The sequence below is a fragment of the Gordonia amicalis genome (assembly GCF_022059885.1).
Taxonomy (GTDB): domain Bacteria; phylum Actinomycetota; class Actinomycetes; order Mycobacteriales; family Mycobacteriaceae; genus Gordonia; species Gordonia amicalis.
Genome location: NZ_CP091855.1, coordinates 1,627,100 through 1,645,700, shown reverse-complemented (window position 1 = coordinate 1,645,700; position 18,601 = coordinate 1,627,100). Strand labels below are relative to the sequence as shown.

The 18,601-nt window shown below is 61.3% G+C and carries 15 protein-coding genes and 5 pseudogenes; 3 read left to right on the top strand and 17 right to left on the bottom strand.

The window, feature by feature from the left end; all coding sequences use genetic code 11:
• Positions 1-321 (bottom strand): 2Fe-2S iron-sulfur cluster-binding protein, encoded by a 321-nt coding sequence (locus IHQ52_RS07575; protein ID WP_006437589.1) that lies wholly within the window; start codon positions 319-321, stop codon positions 1-3.
• 141 nt (positions 322-462) lie between these two features.
• Positions 463-864 (bottom strand): annotated as a pseudogene (locus IHQ52_RS07570) (helix-turn-helix domain-containing protein); the annotation flags it as partial.
• Positions 865-1,109: 245 nt separating this feature from the next.
• Here IHQ52_RS07570 and IHQ52_RS07565 point away from each other — a divergent pair.
• Positions 1,110-2,495 carry an IS1380 family transposase gene (locus IHQ52_RS07565; RefSeq protein WP_006436550.1) on the top strand — a complete coding sequence of 462 codons (1,386 nt, stop codon included), beginning with the start codon at positions 1,110-1,112 and terminating at the stop codon, positions 2,493-2,495.
• Between the two features lie 416 nt (positions 2,496-2,911).
• Here the strand turns inward: IHQ52_RS07565 and IHQ52_RS07560 are convergent, their stop codons facing one another.
• The 11 genes from IHQ52_RS07560 to IHQ52_RS07510 form a co-directional block, all read right to left on the bottom strand.
• Positions 2,912-3,073 carry a hypothetical protein gene (locus IHQ52_RS07560; RefSeq protein ID WP_191834749.1) on the bottom strand — a complete coding sequence of 54 codons (162 nt, stop codon included), beginning with the start codon at positions 3,071-3,073 and terminating at the stop codon, positions 2,912-2,914.
• A 487-nt stretch (positions 3,074-3,560) separates the two neighbouring features.
• Positions 3,561-5,201 (bottom strand): long-chain fatty acid--CoA ligase, encoded by a 1,641-nt coding sequence (locus IHQ52_RS07555; protein WP_006437587.1) that lies wholly within the window; start codon positions 5,199-5,201, stop codon positions 3,561-3,563.
• Between the two features lie 29 nt (positions 5,202-5,230).
• Positions 5,231-5,920, bottom strand: coding sequence for a hypothetical protein (locus IHQ52_RS07550; RefSeq protein WP_006437586.1), 690 nt, complete (start codon positions 5,918-5,920; stop codon positions 5,231-5,233).
• A gap of 47 nt (positions 5,921-5,967) precedes the next feature.
• A complete protein-coding gene (locus tag IHQ52_RS07545) occupies positions 5,968-6,924 on the bottom strand; it encodes an MlaD family protein (protein WP_006437585.1) in 957 nt (318 codons plus the stop codon).
• Entirely contained in the window at positions 6,921-7,964 is a 1,044-nt protein-coding gene (locus IHQ52_RS07540) for an MlaD family protein (protein ID WP_006437584.1), read from the bottom strand. Before IHQ52_RS07540 ends, IHQ52_RS07545 begins: the two co-directional genes overlap by 4 nt.
• Complete coding sequence (locus IHQ52_RS07535; RefSeq protein ID WP_024499609.1) at positions 7,961-9,022, bottom strand: MlaD family protein; 1,062 nt, start codon at positions 9,020-9,022, stop codon at positions 7,961-7,963. The genes IHQ52_RS07540 and IHQ52_RS07535 overlap by 4 nt, the downstream gene beginning before the upstream one ends.
• Entirely contained in the window at positions 9,016-10,011 is a 996-nt protein-coding gene (locus IHQ52_RS07530) for an MlaD family protein (protein ID WP_005195123.1), read from the bottom strand. The genes IHQ52_RS07535 and IHQ52_RS07530 overlap by 7 nt, the downstream gene beginning before the upstream one ends.
• Positions 10,008-11,021, bottom strand: a complete 1,014-nt coding sequence (locus IHQ52_RS07525) for an MlaD family protein (protein ID WP_006437581.1) — start codon at positions 11,019-11,021, stop codon at positions 10,008-10,010. The genes IHQ52_RS07530 and IHQ52_RS07525 overlap by 4 nt, the downstream gene beginning before the upstream one ends.
• A complete protein-coding gene (locus IHQ52_RS07520; RefSeq protein ID WP_006437580.1) occupies positions 11,018-12,055 on the bottom strand; it encodes an MlaD family protein in 1,038 nt (345 codons plus the stop codon). The genes IHQ52_RS07525 and IHQ52_RS07520 overlap by 4 nt, the downstream gene beginning before the upstream one ends.
• 9 nt (positions 12,056-12,064) lie before the next feature.
• On the bottom strand, positions 12,065-12,928 hold the full coding sequence (locus tag IHQ52_RS07515) for an ABC transporter permease (RefSeq protein ID WP_006437579.1): 864 nt from the start codon (positions 12,926-12,928) through the stop codon (positions 12,065-12,067).
• A gap of 10 nt (positions 12,929-12,938) precedes the next feature.
• A complete protein-coding gene (locus IHQ52_RS07510) occupies positions 12,939-13,673 on the bottom strand; it encodes an MlaE family ABC transporter permease (protein ID WP_005194985.1) in 735 nt (244 codons plus the stop codon).
• Between the two features lie 256 nt (positions 13,674-13,929).
• On the opposite strand from IHQ52_RS07510, the gene IHQ52_RS07505 reads away from it, so the two are divergent.
• Entirely contained in the window at positions 13,930-14,406 is a 477-nt protein-coding gene (locus IHQ52_RS07505; protein WP_006437578.1) for a PaaI family thioesterase, read from the top strand.
• An 851-nt stretch (positions 14,407-15,257) separates the two neighbouring features.
• Positions 15,258-15,509, top strand: a complete 252-nt coding sequence (locus tag IHQ52_RS07500; RefSeq protein WP_006437577.1) for a DUF4192 family protein — start codon at positions 15,258-15,260, stop codon at positions 15,507-15,509.
• On the opposite strand, the pseudogene IHQ52_RS07495 reads toward IHQ52_RS07500, so the two are convergent.
• The 4 pseudogenes from IHQ52_RS07495 to IHQ52_RS07480 all read right to left on the bottom strand — a co-directional run.
• Positions 15,449-16,047: pseudogene (locus IHQ52_RS07495) on the bottom strand (IS3 family transposase); the annotation flags it as partial. The gene IHQ52_RS07500 and the pseudogene IHQ52_RS07495 overlap by 61 nt on opposite strands.
• Before the next feature lie 135 nt (positions 16,048-16,182).
• Positions 16,183-17,557: pseudogene (locus tag IHQ52_RS07490) on the bottom strand (IS1380 family transposase).
• A gap of 121 nt (positions 17,558-17,678) precedes the next feature.
• A pseudogene (locus IHQ52_RS07485) lies at positions 17,679-17,831 on the bottom strand (IS1380 family transposase); the annotation flags it as partial.
• A gap of 108 nt (positions 17,832-17,939) precedes the next feature.
• Positions 17,940-18,579, bottom strand: a pseudogene (locus tag IHQ52_RS07480) (transposase family protein); the annotation flags it as partial.
• Positions 18,580-18,601: the final 22 nt, after the last annotated feature.

Sequence of the window (18,601 nt, the reverse complement as noted above, 5' to 3'; positions counted from 1 at the left end):
TCAGAGTTGGAATTCTGGGAGGCGAACAGTCAGGCCGTCCCACTCCTCAGTCGCGATCATCTGGCAGGACAGCCGCGAGGTCTCTTCCCGTTCCGGATGCATGCTCAGCATCTCTTCCTCGCCCTCGCCGCTGTGCCCGACGGTCTTGATCCACGCCGGGTCGACAATGACGTGACACGTACCGCAGGCCGCTTCGCCACCACAATCACCGTCGATGCCGGGGATCGCTTCGTCGACGGCGGTCTGCATGAGCGACTTTCCCTCCACGAGATCGACTTTGTAGTCGTCTCCGTCGTGGGTGGTGTATGTGATCGTGGCCATGGCCACCTCCTTGCACGTATGAGGTTCCCCTTAAGTGTGTATGGGCGAATCCGACCGATCCATGTGCAAACGTTGCAATCTGTTGTTAATTTGGCTCACAAGATCCGGGACTGTCGATAAGGGGTCAGTTTCCGGCCGCCGTTGACACCAGTCCCACTGGGTTTCGGCGCCCGGCGGATGCTCGATCACCGTATTGGCCCGGTCGGTCGCGGTTGCACAGTCGGTGCATACCGGACGCAAGTCGCGCGCCCGGATCTGCCGGGTCAACGTTTGATATGACTGCCGGTAGCCGAGGTCCTCGAGTTCGTCGCACAACGTGCGCGCCCACAGATGCGGATCCTCCATCAGCCGCGCGGTCACGTAGTCGACAAACTCGCCGAACGGATCGACCTGGGGTTTGGCCCGGACTCCCGGCGTGGTCGTCTCGTTGAGATAGTTGCGGATCGTGCGACGGTTGCAGCCCAGGTGCCGGGCAATCGCCGAGATCGTCCATCCCTGCTTTCGCAGGGCATGTGCTTCCACGGATTCTCCTTGTGTGAGCATGAACGAGCGGGTCTCCCTCGAAGGCTGATGTGTGGTCAGAGACCATCAGCATCGAGGAAGGCCCGCCCTGTTGGCGGTGCCACACAAGTGAGCAGTTTCAGTTAGCAGGACTGGGCAGTTTCAACCTCGATCCACCGATCGGGAACGTGTGGAGGTCGGCGCGGTAAACGGAGAATGCCTCTCTGATCAGGGATAATTGTTCTTACTACGGAGCAATTGAACCCGAAAAGAGAGGCATCTCGCAGGTGCAAGTTTCTCACGCCGCACGGACGGCTGTCGCATCATTCGATGACCCGAATCTCGTGTCGAGTGCCGGTCTGGTCCCGATCGTCCGTCTCGCCGAGAAGGCGGGCCTGCGCAGCCTCACCGATCAGTGGTTGAGCGTCCCGACGGATAAGGGCGCGAATGCGGGGTTGAAGGTGTCGTCGCTGGTGGCGGGGATGGTCGCGGGGGCGGATTCGATCGATGACATGGCGCTGCTGCGCCACGGCGGGATGAAGAAGATCTTCACCGCGATCTACGCCCCCTCGACGTTGGGGTCGTTCCTCAGATCGTTCACCTTCGGACACGTCCGCCAACTCGACGCCGTCGCCTCCCGGCTCCTGGTGAACCTCGCCGGTGAAGCGGCGATCGTCTCGAGTGGACCCGACGGCGGGCTGGTGTTCGTGGATGTCGATGACACCATCATCGAAGTCCACGGCCCGAAGAAGCAGGGCGCCGGGTTCGGGTACTCCGGGGTCCGCGGCCTGAACGCGCTGCTAGCCACGGTGTCCACCGATACGTCCGCTCCCGTAGTCGTTGCCCAGCGTCTGCGCAAGGGCGCGGCCGGCTCCCCACGGGGCGCGGCCCGGATCGTCGCCGATGCGCTGAAGACCGTGGCCCGGCTCCCCGGGATGGAGGCCGCACCCGTGTTGCTGCGCGCGGACTCCGCCTACTACGGACACGCGACCGTGACCGCCGCGCTCCGCGCCGGCGCGGACGTGTCGATCACCGCCCGGCAGGATCCGGCCGTGAAACGCGCGATCGGCACCATCCCCGACGACGCCTGGACGAAGATCCGATATACCGACGCGATCTACGACCCGGACACCGGCACCTGGACCTCTGACGCGGAAGTCGCTGAGGTCCCGTTCACCGCGTTCACCTCGAAACCGAAGAAGGACCGGGTCGAAGGGCGTCTGGTCGTCAGGCGCATCCCGGAGTTGAATGCGAAGAAGCTGTCCCAGCCGACCCTGTTCGACACGCACCGGTTCCACGCGTTCTTCACCACCAGCACCCTCGACACCATCACCGCCGACCAGGTCCACCGCGGGCACGCGATCATCGAGCAGGTCCACGCCGACCTGAAGCACTCCGCCCTCGCGCACCTGCCCTCGGGGATCTTCACCGCGAACGCCGCCTGGCTCGTCCTCGCCGTCATCGCGTTCAACCTCACCCGCACCGCCGCGACCCTCACCGGTGCTGCACTCGCGAAAGCGACAACGGCCACGATCCGCCGGAAACTCATCGCCATCCCCGCGAGGATCGCGTCCTCCGGGCGCCGCATCCGATTGCATCTCCCCCAAGCCTGGCCCTGGGAAACAGTGGGATCGGCACTGTTCGCGCACGCCCTCCCGCCACCGCGAGGCTGACGAACCCGACCGACCTGCCGCCAAAGGCACCGACGAAATGAACGAGTGGAACACTGCGGGCAGCGAGGCCCGCAGCTCCACCGCGTTCCACCACCACCACGCCCCCAGAAGCCCCGCAACGCTCCGTCACTCAAGGACATCGGTGGATCGAGGTTCAATGAGCGCCGTCACTGGTGCCGGCGGGGGCGATGGCGCCCAGTCGTGACGCCGACCGCTACTTCGTCCAGGACAAGTCATGCGCTTCGGCTGTGGGTGTGGGGTTGGTTTAGGAGGTGAGTCGGACGGTGAGTGTGCGGACATGGCTCATCGGTGTGGCCTCGTCGAGTACGTGTTGCGACATACGTTTCGAGCCCCCGCGCACCAAAAGACCGCCCCGCGGCAGAAGCCACGGGGCGGTGTGTTCTTCTGTGAAGCGCTCAAGCGGTAGCTTCGTCTGATCCGGACTCGATCGATCCGGTGACCAGTTCGCCGACGATGTCGGTAATGATTGCGCCCACGATAGCCTCGGCCATGATGGTGCCCCCTTCGATGTTGTGTGCTGATGACTGCGAATGTGGAGCGCTGGCTGCGATGTCCACCTCGCAAACTCTACGACTCGAGCCCCCGCGCACCAAAAGACCGCCCCGCGGCAGAAGCCACGGGGCGGTGTGTTCTTCTGTGAAGCGCTCAAGCGGTAGCTTCGTCTGATCCGGACTCGATCGATCCGGTGACCAGTTCGCCGACGATGTCGGTAATGATTGCGCCCACGATAGCCTCGGCCATGATGGTGCCCCTTCGATGTTGTGTGCTGATGACTGCGAATGTGGAGCGCTGGCTGCGATGTCCACCTCGCAAACTCTACGACGCTCGATAAAACGGCGCCCAACGAACGATGAGTGAGAGATGAATGGCCGCGCAATTCCCAGTGACGGTGCTGTCTGTCCCACCGGGGCCATCGGGCAGACGCATCGCTCCAACAAATACGTGCCCACCGAACGCTGAGGACGTTCGGTGGGCACATCTGTGCCTTACCTCGGCGGTGTCCTATCTCGGCCAGTGCGGACGCGAAGCCGACCCCGTGCGGCGCTAGTTCGATACAACCGACAGCTCGCCCTGCTCATGCTTCGCGCGCAACACCTTCTTGTCGAACTTGCCCACGCTCGTCCGTGGTATCTGCTCCACGAACGTCCAGTTCTTCGGGATCCACCAGTGCGGGATCTCCTCCGGGCAATTTCTTAGGCACCACTCGTGGAGCGTGTCAGCCGACACTTCGCGACCCGGTGCCGGAACCACAACAGCGAGAGCTGTCTCCTGCCATCGGGGGTCGGGCATCGCGACAACCGCGGCCTCGGCGACATCCGGGTGCGACATGATCCAGTTCTCGAGCTCCACTGACGAGATCCATTCGCCCCCGGACTTGATGACGTCCTTGGATCGGTCGGTCAGCGTCAGATACCCGTCCGGACTGATGTGTCCCACGTCGCCGGTCCGCAACCAGCCATCCCGAAACCTCTCGGTGTCCTCGAGTCGGTAGTAGCTGCCTGTGACCCACGGACCCCGCACTTCGAGTTCACCGACGGACTTGTCGTCACGGGGAACAGGCAGGCCGCCCTCGTCGATGAGGCGCATCTCCACCCCGCAAATTGCCCGTCCCTGTCGCTTGCGGTAAGACATTTCCTTTGTGGGGCTGATCCCGGCGGGAGGCCGACCTACCGCTGCAAGCGGGGACGTCTCAGTCATACCCCACGCCTGAATAATCTGTACGCCGAAGCGGTCCGCAAACCCCTCGATCAACGACTGCGGGACGGGAGCTCCACCACAGGCGACAAGGTCGATCGATGACAAGTCGACACCCGGATTCGCGATACCGTACTGAAGAAGATCGTTCCAGATTGTCGGTACTGCTCCTGCCTTCGTGGGGCGATGTTGTTGGATCATGTCAGCGAGCGGCGCTGCTTGAAGGTATCGATCAGGCATCAGCAAGTCCGCGCCGGCCATCAGCGACGCGTAGGGCAGACCCCAGGCGCTGGCATGAAACATCGGCACGACGGGAAGTACACGATCGGCTTCTGCGATCGCCAGAGCGTTACCGGTACACGCTGCCATGGAGTGCAGAAACACCGAGCGATGACTGTAGACGACCCCCTTGGGATCGCCTGTAGTGCCGCTCGTATAACACATACCCGCAGCCGACCGCTCGTCGGGATCGACCCAAGAGAACACTGGGGATTCCGCTGCGAGCGCGTCATGATATCGCATCACGGTCACGCCGTGCCCGTCGAGCGGGGAGGTGTCGCCGTCGCCGGTAACGAACACAACCCGAACCGTCGCCAAGCCCGGTAGGACCGCCGCCAACAACGGAACCAGCGACCCGTCCACGATAATGACCTTGTCTTCGGCGTGGTTCGCGATGAACTGCAGCTGAGCCGGTGACAACCGGATGTTCAGCGTATGCAGCACCGCGCCCATCGCGGGTACCGCAGCGTACGCTTCGAGGTGCTCCTGGTTGTTCCACAGCATCGTTGCCACGCGGTCGTCGCCGACCACGCCGACCCGACGCAGAGCATTCGCCAGACGTGCGCATCGCTCTTCAAGATCGCCGTAGGTCGCATACCGGGCAGAGCCGTTCACGGAATAGGTAATCACCTGCCTAACAGTGTGATTGGTTGCGACGTGGCGCAGTATCGATGACACTGTCATCGGCACCTCCTGCATGGTGCTTTTCATCTAACTCTCCTTTCGCGGCGGACGCTGGATCATTCAGCAGGTCCGTAATCCTGGATCTGCCAGCCGTTATCGGTCTTCAGCACGACGACTTTCAACAGTGTGGGGAGTTCGCTCGGCTGAGGGTTCTGAACATTCTGGGTCTTCTGGGTGGCGAAGACCAGCACCGTGTATTCCCCCCGGTTCTCGCTGGCGCTGCCGGTGACGCTGGTCGCCAGTACGCGTCCCGACGCTTGGACCTTGGCCTGTTCCATGATTTGGGTCAAGGTGGGTTCGACATCGTCGTATCGCTTGACCAACGCATCGCTGGCATTCTCTTTCACTTCGGTAAAGAATGCGTCGGTGTTTTGGTAGCTGTACGTGAGCGACTTTGTGGTGTAGTCCGATGCTGCCTGCGCTGCCTGCGCTCGTTGTGTGGCAGCGTCCTCCAGGGACGTCTTTGCTTGCCGCATGTCAATGTAGAGGTAAGCAAAGAGCCCGGCCAGCACCGCGAGTACTACCACGAGAGCACCGACGGCCACCACCTGGAGGCGTGCTGATCCCCAGCGCTGCTCGGCGACGGACGTCGGGGGGCTTGCCTCGTCCGAGGCGGAAACGTCCTGTGACGTCGCAGATTCTGCAGCACTAGTGGCGTCGCCGCGATCTGCCTTATCGGAAGCCGCAGTCAGCTCATTTTCGGTGCCGCTGTCCTCGGATTCTGATCCGTTGTCGTGTGCCGTCATTTGCTGCCTTCTGTAAATGCTGGGGTAGGGGGGGTAGACATCGGGCGTCAGCGAGGTGATGGTGTGACGGCGATCGGGATCTGCGCCTGCCCCCGATGGGACGCGGGGAATGTTCGAGCCAGAAGATCACCGATCGATCCGAAGTCGATATATGTGTCTGCGACTTTCGCCGTCGCCGGTTTGACCGCGCGGGTGATGGCGACAATGTCGGGCTGAAGTATCTGGATGTAACCGCTGAGCTTTTCCACTAGCTTCAGGATCGGCGGCCATTTGTCGTAGGACGTAGAGGTGAAAACGATGAACGCACGTTGGATTCTCGCCAAACCGTCGACGGCATCCGGGGTCCGGACCGACGCGGTACTGAGCACACCGCCCACGTTCGACATAAGGCCCAGGAGGAACTCGGCATTGTCCGCAGTGGTACGGACCGCACCGTCGTCACCGACGAAGTCCACGAGGCGGTGCATCATGTCTCCGATCGTGTCGAGGTCCTTTTGCCGGCCGTCGACTGCAGCCGAGATCGTTTCGTTGATGGACTCAATCGATGCTGGATCGAGCGCATCGGCCACTGCCGACAATTTCGGGAGCACCTGGGGAACGGATTGGGACACGTGGATGGCACTGGCGGACACTAGGTCCCCACTACGCAAGTACTCACTGGTGGTGGTACCCGGTGGGATGAAGTTGATGTATTGCTCTCCCGCGACCGAGAGGTTCTGGATCGTCATGACACTGCCGCGAGGAATCTTATAGCCGGAGTCGATGGACATGTCGACGGCGAGCTGATTATCTGTGACGCGAATAGATGTCACCTTGCCCACCGGCACCCCCTCTAGCATCACCGGCGATGTGTCGAGCAGGCCGCCCGAGCTCTCGAGTATGGCCGAGATCGTGTAGTCGGAGCGGAACGGGTTTACCCGTGCCACGTCGATGGTCAGGTATGTTGCTCCGACGAGGAAGACGACGACAAGGGCAACCAGGGATACGACGGTGCTGCGGATCATGGCATCATTCCGATCGCTCGCAATACGTTAATGAACGACCCGGCATCACGTCGCGCTAGATCTTGGCCGTCGATAGACACGTCGGAAACGTTGATATCTGGCGAGCTGACGAATGGGATGAGCTTCTCGCGTATTACACGCGTCGCCTTGTCAGAAACATCCTTGGAGTAGATGTCCGAGTACGCGATGGACGCGATTACCGGCGCGATCGCTCCTACCGTTTCCTTGATGCGGGAATACTCAGGGTCGACGATACGGCCGGCAGATACTGCGAAGTCGCGCAGGTTGGCGATAAGTAGCGCGACGTCAATTAGCGAGTAGCCCAGACCATAGAAGTTCACTCCCCCCTTGGTCAGCATTCGGTCAGTACCTGACGGGTCGGCCAGGATCACTTTCAGCGTGCGATCGGCCGACTGCAGGACTACGTCGAGTTTGTCGGTGTTGGCGGACACCTCAGACACGGTGCGCAACGTCGTGCGGTAAAGCGTATCGAATTGGGCGGGGTCACTCGGAAAGGTCGAGTTCAGTGTCGATATCGCGGTATGGATTTTATCGAGTTCACCCCCGCCCAGTACATTAGCCATACCCCGCATCACGTCCTCGACGTTGGCAGCCGGTTCGGTGCGTGAGAGAGGTATTACCGATCCCGCGTGCAGCAAGGCTTGGGTGGACTGCTGTGCGGGGGGAAGGATGGCCACATAAATCTCGCCCAGGAGAGTGTCTTGGCGGAGTTCCGCGCGCGAATCTTCCGGCAGTTGGGCGTCTTTATCAATTCGGGCGGCAACCAGCGCGTGGCCTCCGTCGTACGTGACGCTGGTGACGGCACCGACGTCAATCCCTCGAGAGAGGACTTTGGCACGGGCAGGCAAGTTCAGAGCACTCGTGAACTCGATCTCGATGTAGTAACCGTCTCGGGCGGATGATCCGCCGATGGTCGGCGGATTGTCGGCGTTGATGCTGCAGGCGGCGAGGGCGATGGTCGCTGCGAACAGCGTCACGATCGCGGCCGTGACACGGCGAAGGTAGCCGTAGGTCATCATTGAGATTGCCCTCCGATCAAGTTAGCGATCGTCGCCACTTCGTTACCCGTCCTGCAGACGCCGTTGACGGGGGGAGAGGCACACGCCGTTCTTAGGGTCTGCAGTGGGACAGACACGGCGAATGCCCGCAGGATCGACTTCGCATCCGGATGCTTGACGATGAGGTCAGCCGTTCGAGCGGCGACGGTCGCCAGGATGTTCTCTTGCTTGCCTACTTGCGCGAGGAGTGGAACCGCAGCATCACCAATTGCGAAGATCGGTGGACCGAAGTCGGACGCCAATCGCGACAGGATGGGGACGAAGGTACCTGCGTACTCTGTTGCGGCGCCGAATGTTTGACCGAAAGCAACAATCACCTCGATTGCGCCGACGAAGTTGTCGAACAGTTGGGTCACCTCAGCACTGTTCTCGGTGGCAACACCGGTTAAGGTCGCGAGGTTGGCTACAATTCTGCGTATCTGACCATCACGCCGGGTCGGATCGTTGATCAGCGTGGCCGAGTCCTTGAGAATGCCAGAGATATCGCCCTGGGTTCCCTCCATGTTCTTGGAGACGAGCGTGAGCGCCTGGAGAATCGCATCGGTGTTACGTCCGCCGTCCTTGACGAGTTCATCAGAAAGAGTGCTGATCGCGTCGAGCGTTTGACTAATCCCCAGTGGAGTCCTGGTTTTGTTCAGTGGTATGCACTTGGCCGACTCGTAATGCTCTCCGCCGCGATAGGGCTGGGTGAACTCGATTTGCCTTTCGGTGACAATCGAGGTGGACACCAGGGTGGCCCCCACATCCGCGGGAAGCGGCACGGTCTTGTCGATCCGCATGTCGACACGCACGCCCCTCTGGCCCTCCTCGTGAATGCCTACGACCCTGCCCACCTTCTTGCCGAGCATCGCGACGGAGTTGCCTTCGTACAGACCTGATGCGTCGGAAAACTCCGCACATAGTGGCCGCGTGTCGTCGTCGGCTGTCGCATAGTTGATTCCTACGGCCGCGATCACTACTGCCAGTGTGACGATGGTGGCGATCGGGATCAGATGCTGACGCATCCGCTCTGTCAGCATTTTTGATCACCACTCGGGATGCAGATGCGGACAGTCGGTTCAGGACTCGCTGGACCGACCTCTGGAGCGTCGAGAAGAATGCTCAGTCGTCTGGTGATCTGATCGACCTGGGTCAGCGCGTTTGCGTAGGCGGGCATCTGGGCCGACACCTTGTTCAGAAGGGTCTTGAACTGTTGTACCGATGGTTCTATTCCGTCGCGGTACGCGACAAGCGGTCGGGTCAGTAGCTTGAAAAGACGGCGCAGATAATCGAATCCGTTCTGGACGTTGGCGATGTCTGGTCCAAGGGTGCGGGCAAGGAAGCTGAGCTGGCGGAGGAAGTCCACGAGTACCTGCTTGCGGTTTGCGAGGGCGGCGACGTACTCATCGGACAACGTCATCGTCTTGTCGAGTTGTGCGTACTGACGTTGCAGTAGGTCCATCAGGCTGCTCGCGTTTTGCAGGGCATCAGGGATATTGGTGTTTCCGTCGGAGAAAGCATTCTGTAGCAGCGCCGCTGTGCGCCGTAGATCAACACCACGCACGTCACGGAACACCGGTGTGGTTGTCTCAAGCGTGCTGGAAATGTCGTAGGTGCTGCTTGTCTGCTCCAGTGGGATTGCACCGTCGAGGGCCGACGGGCCTGAACCTGGGTCGAGGTCCAATACACGTCCACCGATAGGCGTGATGAGACGGACGTTCGCCGTCGCGTCCGACCGAACGGCAATCGAGTCATCCAGCCGGAATCGCACGGTGATGAACGTTCCGGTCAGGTCGACTGACGCGACCTTGCCTTTCCTGATCCCGGCGATACGTACCTGGTCGCCGGCTTCCAATCCGCCGGTATTGACTAACTTGGCACTGTAGATAGTTTGTCCGGGCGGTGAGATGTACACAGCACCCGCCACGACGAGGCCGGCCACCGTGACCATCGTAACGACTCCCGCCAGGATGAGGTCGCGCCGACGCTGCGGGCGGTGATGCGGACGCTTATCGAAGAAGCGGGTCACTGGCACACCACCAGTCGTTGACCCATCAGGGCGATCTGCGCTGTTCTCGGTAGGTCGAGCACTCCTCGGGCGCACCCTGCCGCCGAGGACGAAGGTGTCGCTTTGGATGTAGCTTCCAGGGCGTCCAGGAGTGGCTTCAGGAGAACGGCACCGTTCAGTAAGCTTTCTGTATCCCCTGGCTCCCGCACCAATCTCTGATAAATGGCCGCGAAGCTGGTGTCGTAGGTCGACTCGATCTGCTCACCGGAGAGCACAGTCTTCGCCATCGAACGGTTGACCTCCCGCAGCGAGGCCCTCAGGCGATCGCTCACGCGGCTGAACGCATCGACGATTGACCCCAATTTGTCTATCAACTCGACCAGTTCGGCGGAGCGCCCCATCAACTGATCAGACACCTGTCCCAGGCTCGTCACAATGTTGGTGATGATCTCTGAACGCTGGTTCCCGTACTCGGTGATGTTCGCGACTTGCTTCATGACTGGTGCGATACCTCGACCGTCCCCCTGGGCGACCCGTAGCAGGTTCGACTGAAGCTCATTGATCTCGGCCGTATTCAATGTATCGAATACTGGTTTGAAACTGTTGAATAGTGTCGATACGTCGAACGACGGGACGGTCTTGTTGAGTGCCACCTGTGTGATCGACTCCTGGTCGGCGCCTTGTCCGGCATTGATGAGCTCCACATACCGCTGCCCCAGCAGGTTTTGGTAACGGACGGCGGCAGTCGTCGCGGGGGTAATCGAGACGCCGTCGTCCAGTTGGAAACGGACGATCGCTGTTGATCCCTTCAGGTCGACAGCCGTTACATATCCCACCTTCACTCCAGCGAGTCGTACCCCGTCGCGGGGCTTGAGTCCGGAAGCGTCGGCAAAAACCGCGGAACGCTGCGAACTGGAGGATCCTTCGTTGGTCGGCTGCAGAATCGCGATGATGACATATGTAAGGACGCCGATGACAGCGGTGAACGCGGTGATCTTAATGATTGTGGGTGTCAGAGACCTCAGAGTCATCCCGTGGGCCCCCCCATTCTCAATGCGCTTTGTAGAGCAGGTGAGGTCTGGACCACCAGTGCTAGCTGGAGCTGGACTCGGTCGCCGAATTTCGGCAAGGCTTTGTCGATGCCATCGAGGATCTGCGGGATCGTGTACACCGTGCGAACGAGCCCCGAGGCGGATCTGGCGACGGGCCGCGCTAGGTCAAGGCCGACGTCTAACAGCGAACTCAGGGCCGGGTAATTCTTGTCGAGCAGTCCGCCGAGTGCACCGAACAGAACCTTTCCCGTGTCGCCGAGATTGCTTTTCGTGCGATCGATGTTTTGTTGAGTGGCGAAAAAGTCAGCGATATCGACGTTCTTCAAGACGCCAGGGACGAACGGCGTCATGAAGTCGGCGACTCCGGTGGACAGATTGGCTGCAATTTCTAGGTCCTCCCCGACCGGCCGTTTCTGGACATCCCGCGTGAGCTTCGCGATCTGGAATACGAGTTTTCCGCTATCAGCCATTGCCTGCGAATCCTCGACGATGAACCTCACCACCGCTTCAAATGAGGGCTGGTCCAGTGCCTCGACCAGCGTGGAGATCTTCCTAACAAGTGTTGACACCGAGGTCTGTTCAGACTGCAACCTGCTTACGTAGACACTCCCGCCGGAACCGATGGGCGGTCCGTGTCCAGGATCCACGATCTCCAGTGCCGTCGGTCCCAGTGCGTTTGCCGAGGTGTAATTCACCGTCATGCCCTGCCGGAGATCTAGATCGTTGCCGGAACCGGTGAAGTTGATTCTGACCGTCGCGCCACGGTCTCGAACCGAGATGCTCGAGACCTCGCCCACGGTGAACCCAAGGTACTTCACCTCCGATCCCCCCTTCAATCCGTCGCCTATCGCGTCGGTGTTGATGGTCAACGACGTGTGATCGCTGAAGTCACCGTTAGCGTCACTTATCAGTAAGTAGGCAGCTATCGCGCCGAGGATTAAGAGGGCGACCCCCCGAAGGACTAGGTTCCCGTGCGATGGTTCGCGCCCGGACGGATCATGAAAGACAGCCACTGAACCCCCCTACCCAGAAATCCGTACGCCGGAATCGAGTCCCCACATCAGAAGTGTCAGAATCATGTCCTCCACGACGATGACGATGAGGCTCGTGCGGATCGCTCGGCCGGACGCCCGGCCTACCCCCTCAGCTCCGCCTGTGGCGAAGTAGCCCTGATAGCTATGGATAATCACTACGGAAACGACAAATACAAGAACTTTGATGAGCGAGAAGATAAGGTCCTGAGGTTTGAGGAACTGGTCGAAATAGAAATCATAAGTGCCGCCGGATTGGCCGTGTACCTGTGTGACGACGAGTTTAGCGGCCGCGAATCCGAGAATAAGCGCGATGATGTACAAAGGAATCACGGTCGTGATCGACGCCACTACGCGAGTGCTGACGACGAAGGGAATGGGACGTACCGCCATAGCCTCGAGAGCGTCGATCTCCTCGGAAATGCGCATCGAGCCTATCTCAGCTGTCAACCGGCAGCCGGCTTGCGCTGCGAACCCGATCGCAGCGATCATTGGTGCAAGCTCTCGGGTGTTGGCGTAGGAAGAGATGAATCCAGTCAGTGAACCCATCCCTACGAGGTCCAGCGAGGCGTAACCCTGGATACCGATTGAGGCGCCGACGGCGATGCCGAGGATGGCGAGGACGATGGCCGTTCCACCACCGACCAAGACTGCACCTCTACCCCAGGCGAATTCTTGTATGTAGAGCAGGGTTTGGCGTCGGTAGGTGGCGATGACATGGCGGATGCCGAGGACCGCGGCGATCACAAAGGTCGCGACGTGCCCCAAGCGTTCAGGTACTTGTGCAACGGGCGCGATCACGGCACCGACCGGACGGGTGGCGGCGGAGAACCTCCGGGAGGGAACGGTGGTCACGAGGCGTTTCTCATCCAATGGTTTGGGGGACGAACATGGTTGTTAGTTGCGTGATAAAGACATTGATCACGAAGCACGCGACGACACCCAGTACTACGGTGGCATTCACCGAGGTTGCGACGCCTTTAGGGCCGCCCTTCGTCGACAGCCCGCGGTGACAGGCAATCGTCACCACGACAAGTCCGAACACAAGTGATTTGCATAGAGCGACAACGATGTCGGTTACCGATGCGAACGACGCGAACGACGCGACATAGCTGCCGGGTGTGATGCCTTGGACATCGACGCTGATTGCGTAGCCCGCCAGCAGCCCGGTGAAGACGATCAGCATGCAGAGCATCGGCGCAGTGATCAACACAGATACGAACCGAGGTGCTACGACGCGCCTGGTGGGGTTGAGTCCGAGTGTCTCCATGGCGGCAATTTCTTCGCGAATCGTTCGAGCGCCCAAATCAGAGGCAATCGCTGATCCGGCCGCGCCCCCGAGTAGAAGGGCGGTAACGATCGGCGCTCCCTGTTGAATGATCCCGAGGCCCCCAGCCGCGCCAGCAATTGACGTGGCCCCAACTTGCTGAGTGAGGCTTCCCACCTGTACCGACACGATGACACCGAATGGCACAGCTACCAGAATCGCGGGCAGAGTCGTCACGACAATAACGAACCAGGTCTGCGATACGGCTTCGCGAAACGGAAACCGTCCCGTAGCAATGTCTACCGCTACCCACCGCAGGGCCTGGCCAGCCAAGCCGAGGGTGCTACCGAAAGTGGCGGCGCCGTCCAGGAAACGGTTGGCGTCGGTCCTAGTGGTGATGGACCTCTCCTTCCCTCGTACACGTGGTTTGCGCCACTCAATGCCGGTGCGCGTGATGGACAGTACCAGGTACTGCCAGTATTTCCCATAGTATTTATAGAAAGACCGTCTCGGGACCAGCTCCCACACCTCATCGACCCCCGCACCCTGTTTGAGTAGGTGGCGGCTCAGTAAGGACAACGATCAGAAGATGACCTCAGAAGCAAGACTGCCGGCGCACTCGTCCCAGTGCATGGGCTGCGGAAGCGAAAACCCCCACGGACTTCAACTTGAGGTCCACCGGAGCGGCGAGCGGGTGTACGCCGATCACACCTTCGACGAGAAACACGTCGGCGCGCCAGGGTTGGCACACGGTGGCGCGATCTCGGCCGCCTGCGACGACATCATGGGTTTCACCCTGTGGATCGCGCGGACCCCCGCGGTGACCCGCACCCTGACCGTCGAATATCGCCGGCCGGTCCCTCTCCACACTCCCATGCGCCTCACTGCCTGGATTGACCACGAGTCGGATCGTCTATTGCACATTGCGGCCGCTGGATCGCTAGATGCTCAAACGTATTTCACCTCTAGCGGTGTCTTCGTCAAGGTCGACGTCGCTCATTTCCGACAGTATGCCGACGTATCAACAATCGATGACTTCTTCACCAACTTCACGCGGACAGACTGACGCCGCATCGGCCCATAGACCTGGAGAAGCGCCAAGAGATTGCGAGTGCCGTGCCTTCCCATTCCGGGTGAGTACCGAGTTGATGGCACGAAGGGTTCCTGCTGGACAGGATGCCAGGCATGTCTGGACGAGTTGATCGTTGCCGGGGAAGGCGATGTCTAGACCGCGTCAAAGTGTCTGGGACTAGGGCAAACTCGTCGTATCCAGTTCGGCTGAGATCGTATCCAGGGTCGGCTAAGAGCATGGCTAGACGAGTGCAGCCACGACCAATGGTCGCACGACAACACCGCCTGTCGATGAAGCCAAGGACAAGTGCCCCGCGATCATCGACTGCGCCGTGACGACGCAAGACATATCACGCTCCCCAGCACGCCAAAGCTGCCGCGGTACGCGGCCGACGACCTTGAATTGCTGCACGTGGTCATCGTGTTCATGCTGGGACAGCAGCGGCCGCCAGCTGAGTCGCTACACCAGCGCACGGCAGCCTCGCCGCGCTCCGCATGTCAGTTTGCATTCCCGCATTGAGATCCCCGACTGCGGGGTTGCGGCCGGTGTGGTTGCGTCGAGCCGCCTTGCTGGCTGTTCGTCAGTGCGGCAGTGAGACTGCCGGCTGCGCCGTCACCTGATCGGAAGCGGCTACGCCGCACGGTGAACAGCCCTGACCCCGGTTCGCTTTGCACTTCCGAGCCCATGGCTTCCACCCGCGCCACCAAGGCGCGAAATTCATTTCGCCGCAGGCGGTTACAGGGCGAGCGCCCCGAAAACAATTGTCGCTTGCCTCGTTGGTGTTCGCGGTCTCCAGCCAAAGTCCTCCGGTAGCAAAGCGAACCCGCAGACCCAAAGGAGCGACCATGCACCCCATCATCACCACCCCCGACCTCATCGCCGCGATCCCCGGCCTGATCGGATTCGTGCCCACCGAATCCATCCTGCTCATCGGCATCACCGCCGAGAAGGTCCAAATCGCTGCCCGCCACGACATCACCGGCGCGGCCGATGTCGCCGACTACCTCGCCGAAGTGCTGCACACCAACAAGATGAATCACCCCAGGTTTTGTGCCGCCTCCATTGTGGGCTGGTCCTCGGGGCCGAGGCCAGAGTAGTGGAGCGTTTCGAACTCGGTCGGGGGATCTGGCCGATACTCGAGTGCAGCCTGCTGTTGTTGTACCAGTCGACCCAACCAGCGGTCGCGAACTCGACGTCGGAGACGGTCTTGTACGGGCTGGAGTGGAAGATCGTGGTCCGGATGCAGTCGGTCTTGTACAACCCGCTTACCGACTCGGCCAGAGCGTTGTCGTAGGCGTCCCCGCCCGACCCGATCGACGCGGCGATGTCTTCGAGCCGCAACCGCTCGGTCAGTGTAGCCGATGTGTACTGACTTCCGGCATCTGAATGATGTATCAGCTCAGCAGCTTTCACCGGATGTCCCTCTCGTTTCCGCTGCCACAGTGCCATCCGAAGCGGGACCGTCACCAGCTCCACCGTCTTCGATGTCGATGCGTACCACGCCACGATTCGACGGGAGAACACGTCGATGATGAACACCACGTACACCCACCCAGCCCATGTCCGGCAGTACGTGAAATCGGTCACCCAGACCCGGTTCGGTTCGGCGGCACTGAACCTCGATCCACCGATGTCCTTGAGTGACGGAGCGTTGCGGGGCTTCTGGGGGCGTGGTGGTGGTGGAACGCGGTGGAGCTGCGGGCCTCGCTGCCCGCAGTGTTCCACTCGTTCATTTCGTCGGTGCCTTTGGCGGCAGGTCGGTCGGGTTCGTCAGCCTCGCGGTGGCGGGAGGGCGTGCGCGAACAGTGCCGATCCCACTGTTTCCCAGGGCCAGGCTTGGGGGAGATGCAATCGGATGCGGCGCCCGGAGGACGCGATCCTCGCGGGGATGGCGATGAGTTTCCGGCGGATCGTGGCCGTTGTCGCTTTCGCGAGTGCAGCACCGGTGAGGGTCGCGGCGGTGCGGGTGAGGTTGAACGCGATGACGGCGAGGACGAGCCAGGCGGCGTTCGCGGTGAAGATCCCCGGCGAGGGCGGAGTGCTTCAGGTCGGCGTGGACCTGCTCGATGATCGCGTGCCCGCGGTGGACCTGGTCGGCGGTGATGGTGTCGAGGGTGCTGGTGGTGAAGAACGCGTGGAACCGGTGCGTGTCGAACAGGGTCGGCTGGGACAGCTTCTTCGCATTCAACTCCGGGATGCGCCTGACGACCAGACGCCCTTCGACCCGGTCCTTCTTCGGTTTCGAGGTGAACGCGGTGAACGGGACCTCAGCGACTTCCGCGTCAGAGGTCCAGGTGCCGGTGTCCGGGTCGTAGATCGCGTCGGTATATCGGATCTTCGTCCAGGCGTCGTCGGGGATGGTGCCGATCGCGCGTTTCACGGCCGGATCCTGCCGGGCGGTGATCGACACGTCCGCGCCGGCGCGGAGCGCGGCGGTCACGGTCGCGTGTCCGTAGTAGGCGGAGTCCGCGCGCAGCAACACGGGTGCGGCCTCCATCCCGGGGAGCCGGGCCACGGTCTTCAGCGCATCGGCGACGATCCGGGCCGCGCCCCGCGGGGAGCCGGCCGCGCCCTTGCGCAGACGCTGGGCAACGACTACGGGAGCGGACGTATCGGTGGACACCGTGGCTAGCAGCGCGTTCAGGCCGCGGACCCCGGAGTACCCGAACCCGGCGCCCTGCTTCTTCGGGCCGTGGACTTCGATGATGGTGTCATCGACATCCACGAACACCAGCCCGCCGTCGGGTCCACTCGAGACGATCGCCGCTTCACCGGCGAGGTTCACCAGGAGCCGGGAGGCGACGGCGTCGAGTTGGCGGACGTGTCCGAAGGTGAACGATCTGAGGAACGACCCCAACGTCGAGGGGGCGTAGATCGCGGTGAAGATCTTCTTCATCCCGCCGTGGCGCAGCAGCGCCATGTCATCGATCGAATCCGCCCCCGCGACCATCCCCGCCACCAGCGACGACACCTTCAACCCCGCATTCGCGCCCTTATCCGTCGGGACGCTCAACCACTGATCGGTGAGGCTGCGCAGGCCCGCCTTCTCGGCGAGACGGACGATCGGGACCAGACCGGCACTCGACACGAGATTCGGGTCATCGAATGATGCGACAGCCGTCCGTGCGGCGTGAGAAACTTGCACCTGCGAGATGCCTCTCTTTTCGGGTTCAATTGCTCCGTAGTAAGAACAATTATCCCTGATCAGAGAGGCATTCTCCGTTTACCGCGCCGACCTCCACACGTTCCCGATCGGTGGATCGAGGCTTATCCGTCGGGACGCTCAACCACTGATCGGTGAGGCTGCGCAGGCCCGCCTTCTCGGCGAGACGGACGATCGGGACCAGACCGGCACTCGACACGAGATTCGGGTCATCGAATGATGCGACAGCCGTCCGTGCGGCGTGAGAAACTTGCACCTGCGAGATGCCTCTCTTTTCGGGTTCAATTGCTCCGTAGTAAGAACAATTATCCCTGATCAGAGAGGCATTCTCCGTTTACCGCGCCGACCTCCACACGTTCCCGATCGGTGGATCGAGGCTGAACTGTCGGTTCACCAGATCCTCCGCGCGTACACCATCGGCGGACCTGACCGTCGTCCGAACTCCCTTGGGCCTTCGAATTCCATTGTGGCCTAACACCTTCATCGCTCGATCGACCGCGCCATAGGACACCCCAGGCAGTGTTGTCGGGTGTCTATGGGCGTGCATCTTAACCCGCCCATAGAGGCCCTCCGGAGTCATCTTCCGCCGGCCGTCGTCATCGGTGCGCCAGACTACGTTGCGCACCGCATCGACGACGTGGGCATCGGAGACGGTACGAGTGGCGGGAGCGCGAGTGCGCCATGCCCGGTAGGTTCGTGCGGCAATCATGCAGCCCTGCTCGCGCAGAACCCGGCAGATCGACTCGACCGCAAAACCGTTGGCGCGCATCTGATCTATGAACGTCACGATCGTCGGTTGCGGGGGTCGAGTTCCCCCGCGAAGAAAGTTGTCGCCGCTTTCAGAATGGCAACGTCCTCTCGCAACAGCTTGTTCTCCGCCTTGAGTCGCTTGATCTCGGCGGACTCCTTCGAGGTGGTCCCGGAGCGGGCGCCGGCATCGACCTGCGCTGCACGGCCCACCGACGTACCGTCTCCCCACCGACACCGACCTTCTGTCTCACGACCAGGCTGGCAGTCAGCGGATCC

What these genes read in the sequence shown, in the direction of transcription:
- IHQ52_RS07575 (WP_006437589.1), bottom strand. Translation starts at nt 321, where the DNA reads ATGGCCACGATCACATACACCACCCACGACGGAGACGACTACAAAGTC.
- IHQ52_RS07500 (WP_006437577.1), top strand. Translation starts at nt 15,258, where the DNA reads ATGCACCCCATCATCACCACCCCCGACCTCATCGCCGCGATCCCCGGC.
- IHQ52_RS07505 (WP_006437578.1), top strand. Translation starts at nt 13,930, where the DNA reads ATGACCTCAGAAGCAAGACTGCCGGCGCACTCGTCCCAGTGCATGGGC.
- IHQ52_RS07550 (WP_006437586.1), bottom strand. Translation starts at nt 5,920, where the DNA reads ATGACGGCACACGACAACGGATCAGAATCCGAGGACAGCGGCACCGAA.
- IHQ52_RS07540 (WP_006437584.1), bottom strand. Translation starts at nt 7,964, where the DNA reads ATGATGACCTACGGCTACCTTCGCCGTGTCACGGCCGCGATCGTGACG.
- IHQ52_RS07555 (WP_006437587.1), bottom strand. Translation starts at nt 5,201, where the DNA reads ATGAAAAGCACCATGCAGGAGGTGCCGATGACAGTGTCATCGATACTG.
- IHQ52_RS07535 (WP_024499609.1), bottom strand. Translation starts at nt 9,022, where the DNA reads ATGCTGACAGAGCGGATGCGTCAGCATCTGATCCCGATCGCCACCATC.
- IHQ52_RS07525 (WP_006437581.1), bottom strand. Translation starts at nt 11,021, where the DNA reads ATGACTCTGAGGTCTCTGACACCCACAATCATTAAGATCACCGCGTTC.
- IHQ52_RS07545 (WP_006437585.1), bottom strand. Translation starts at nt 6,924, where the DNA reads ATGATCCGCAGCACCGTCGTATCCCTGGTTGCCCTTGTCGTCGTCTTC.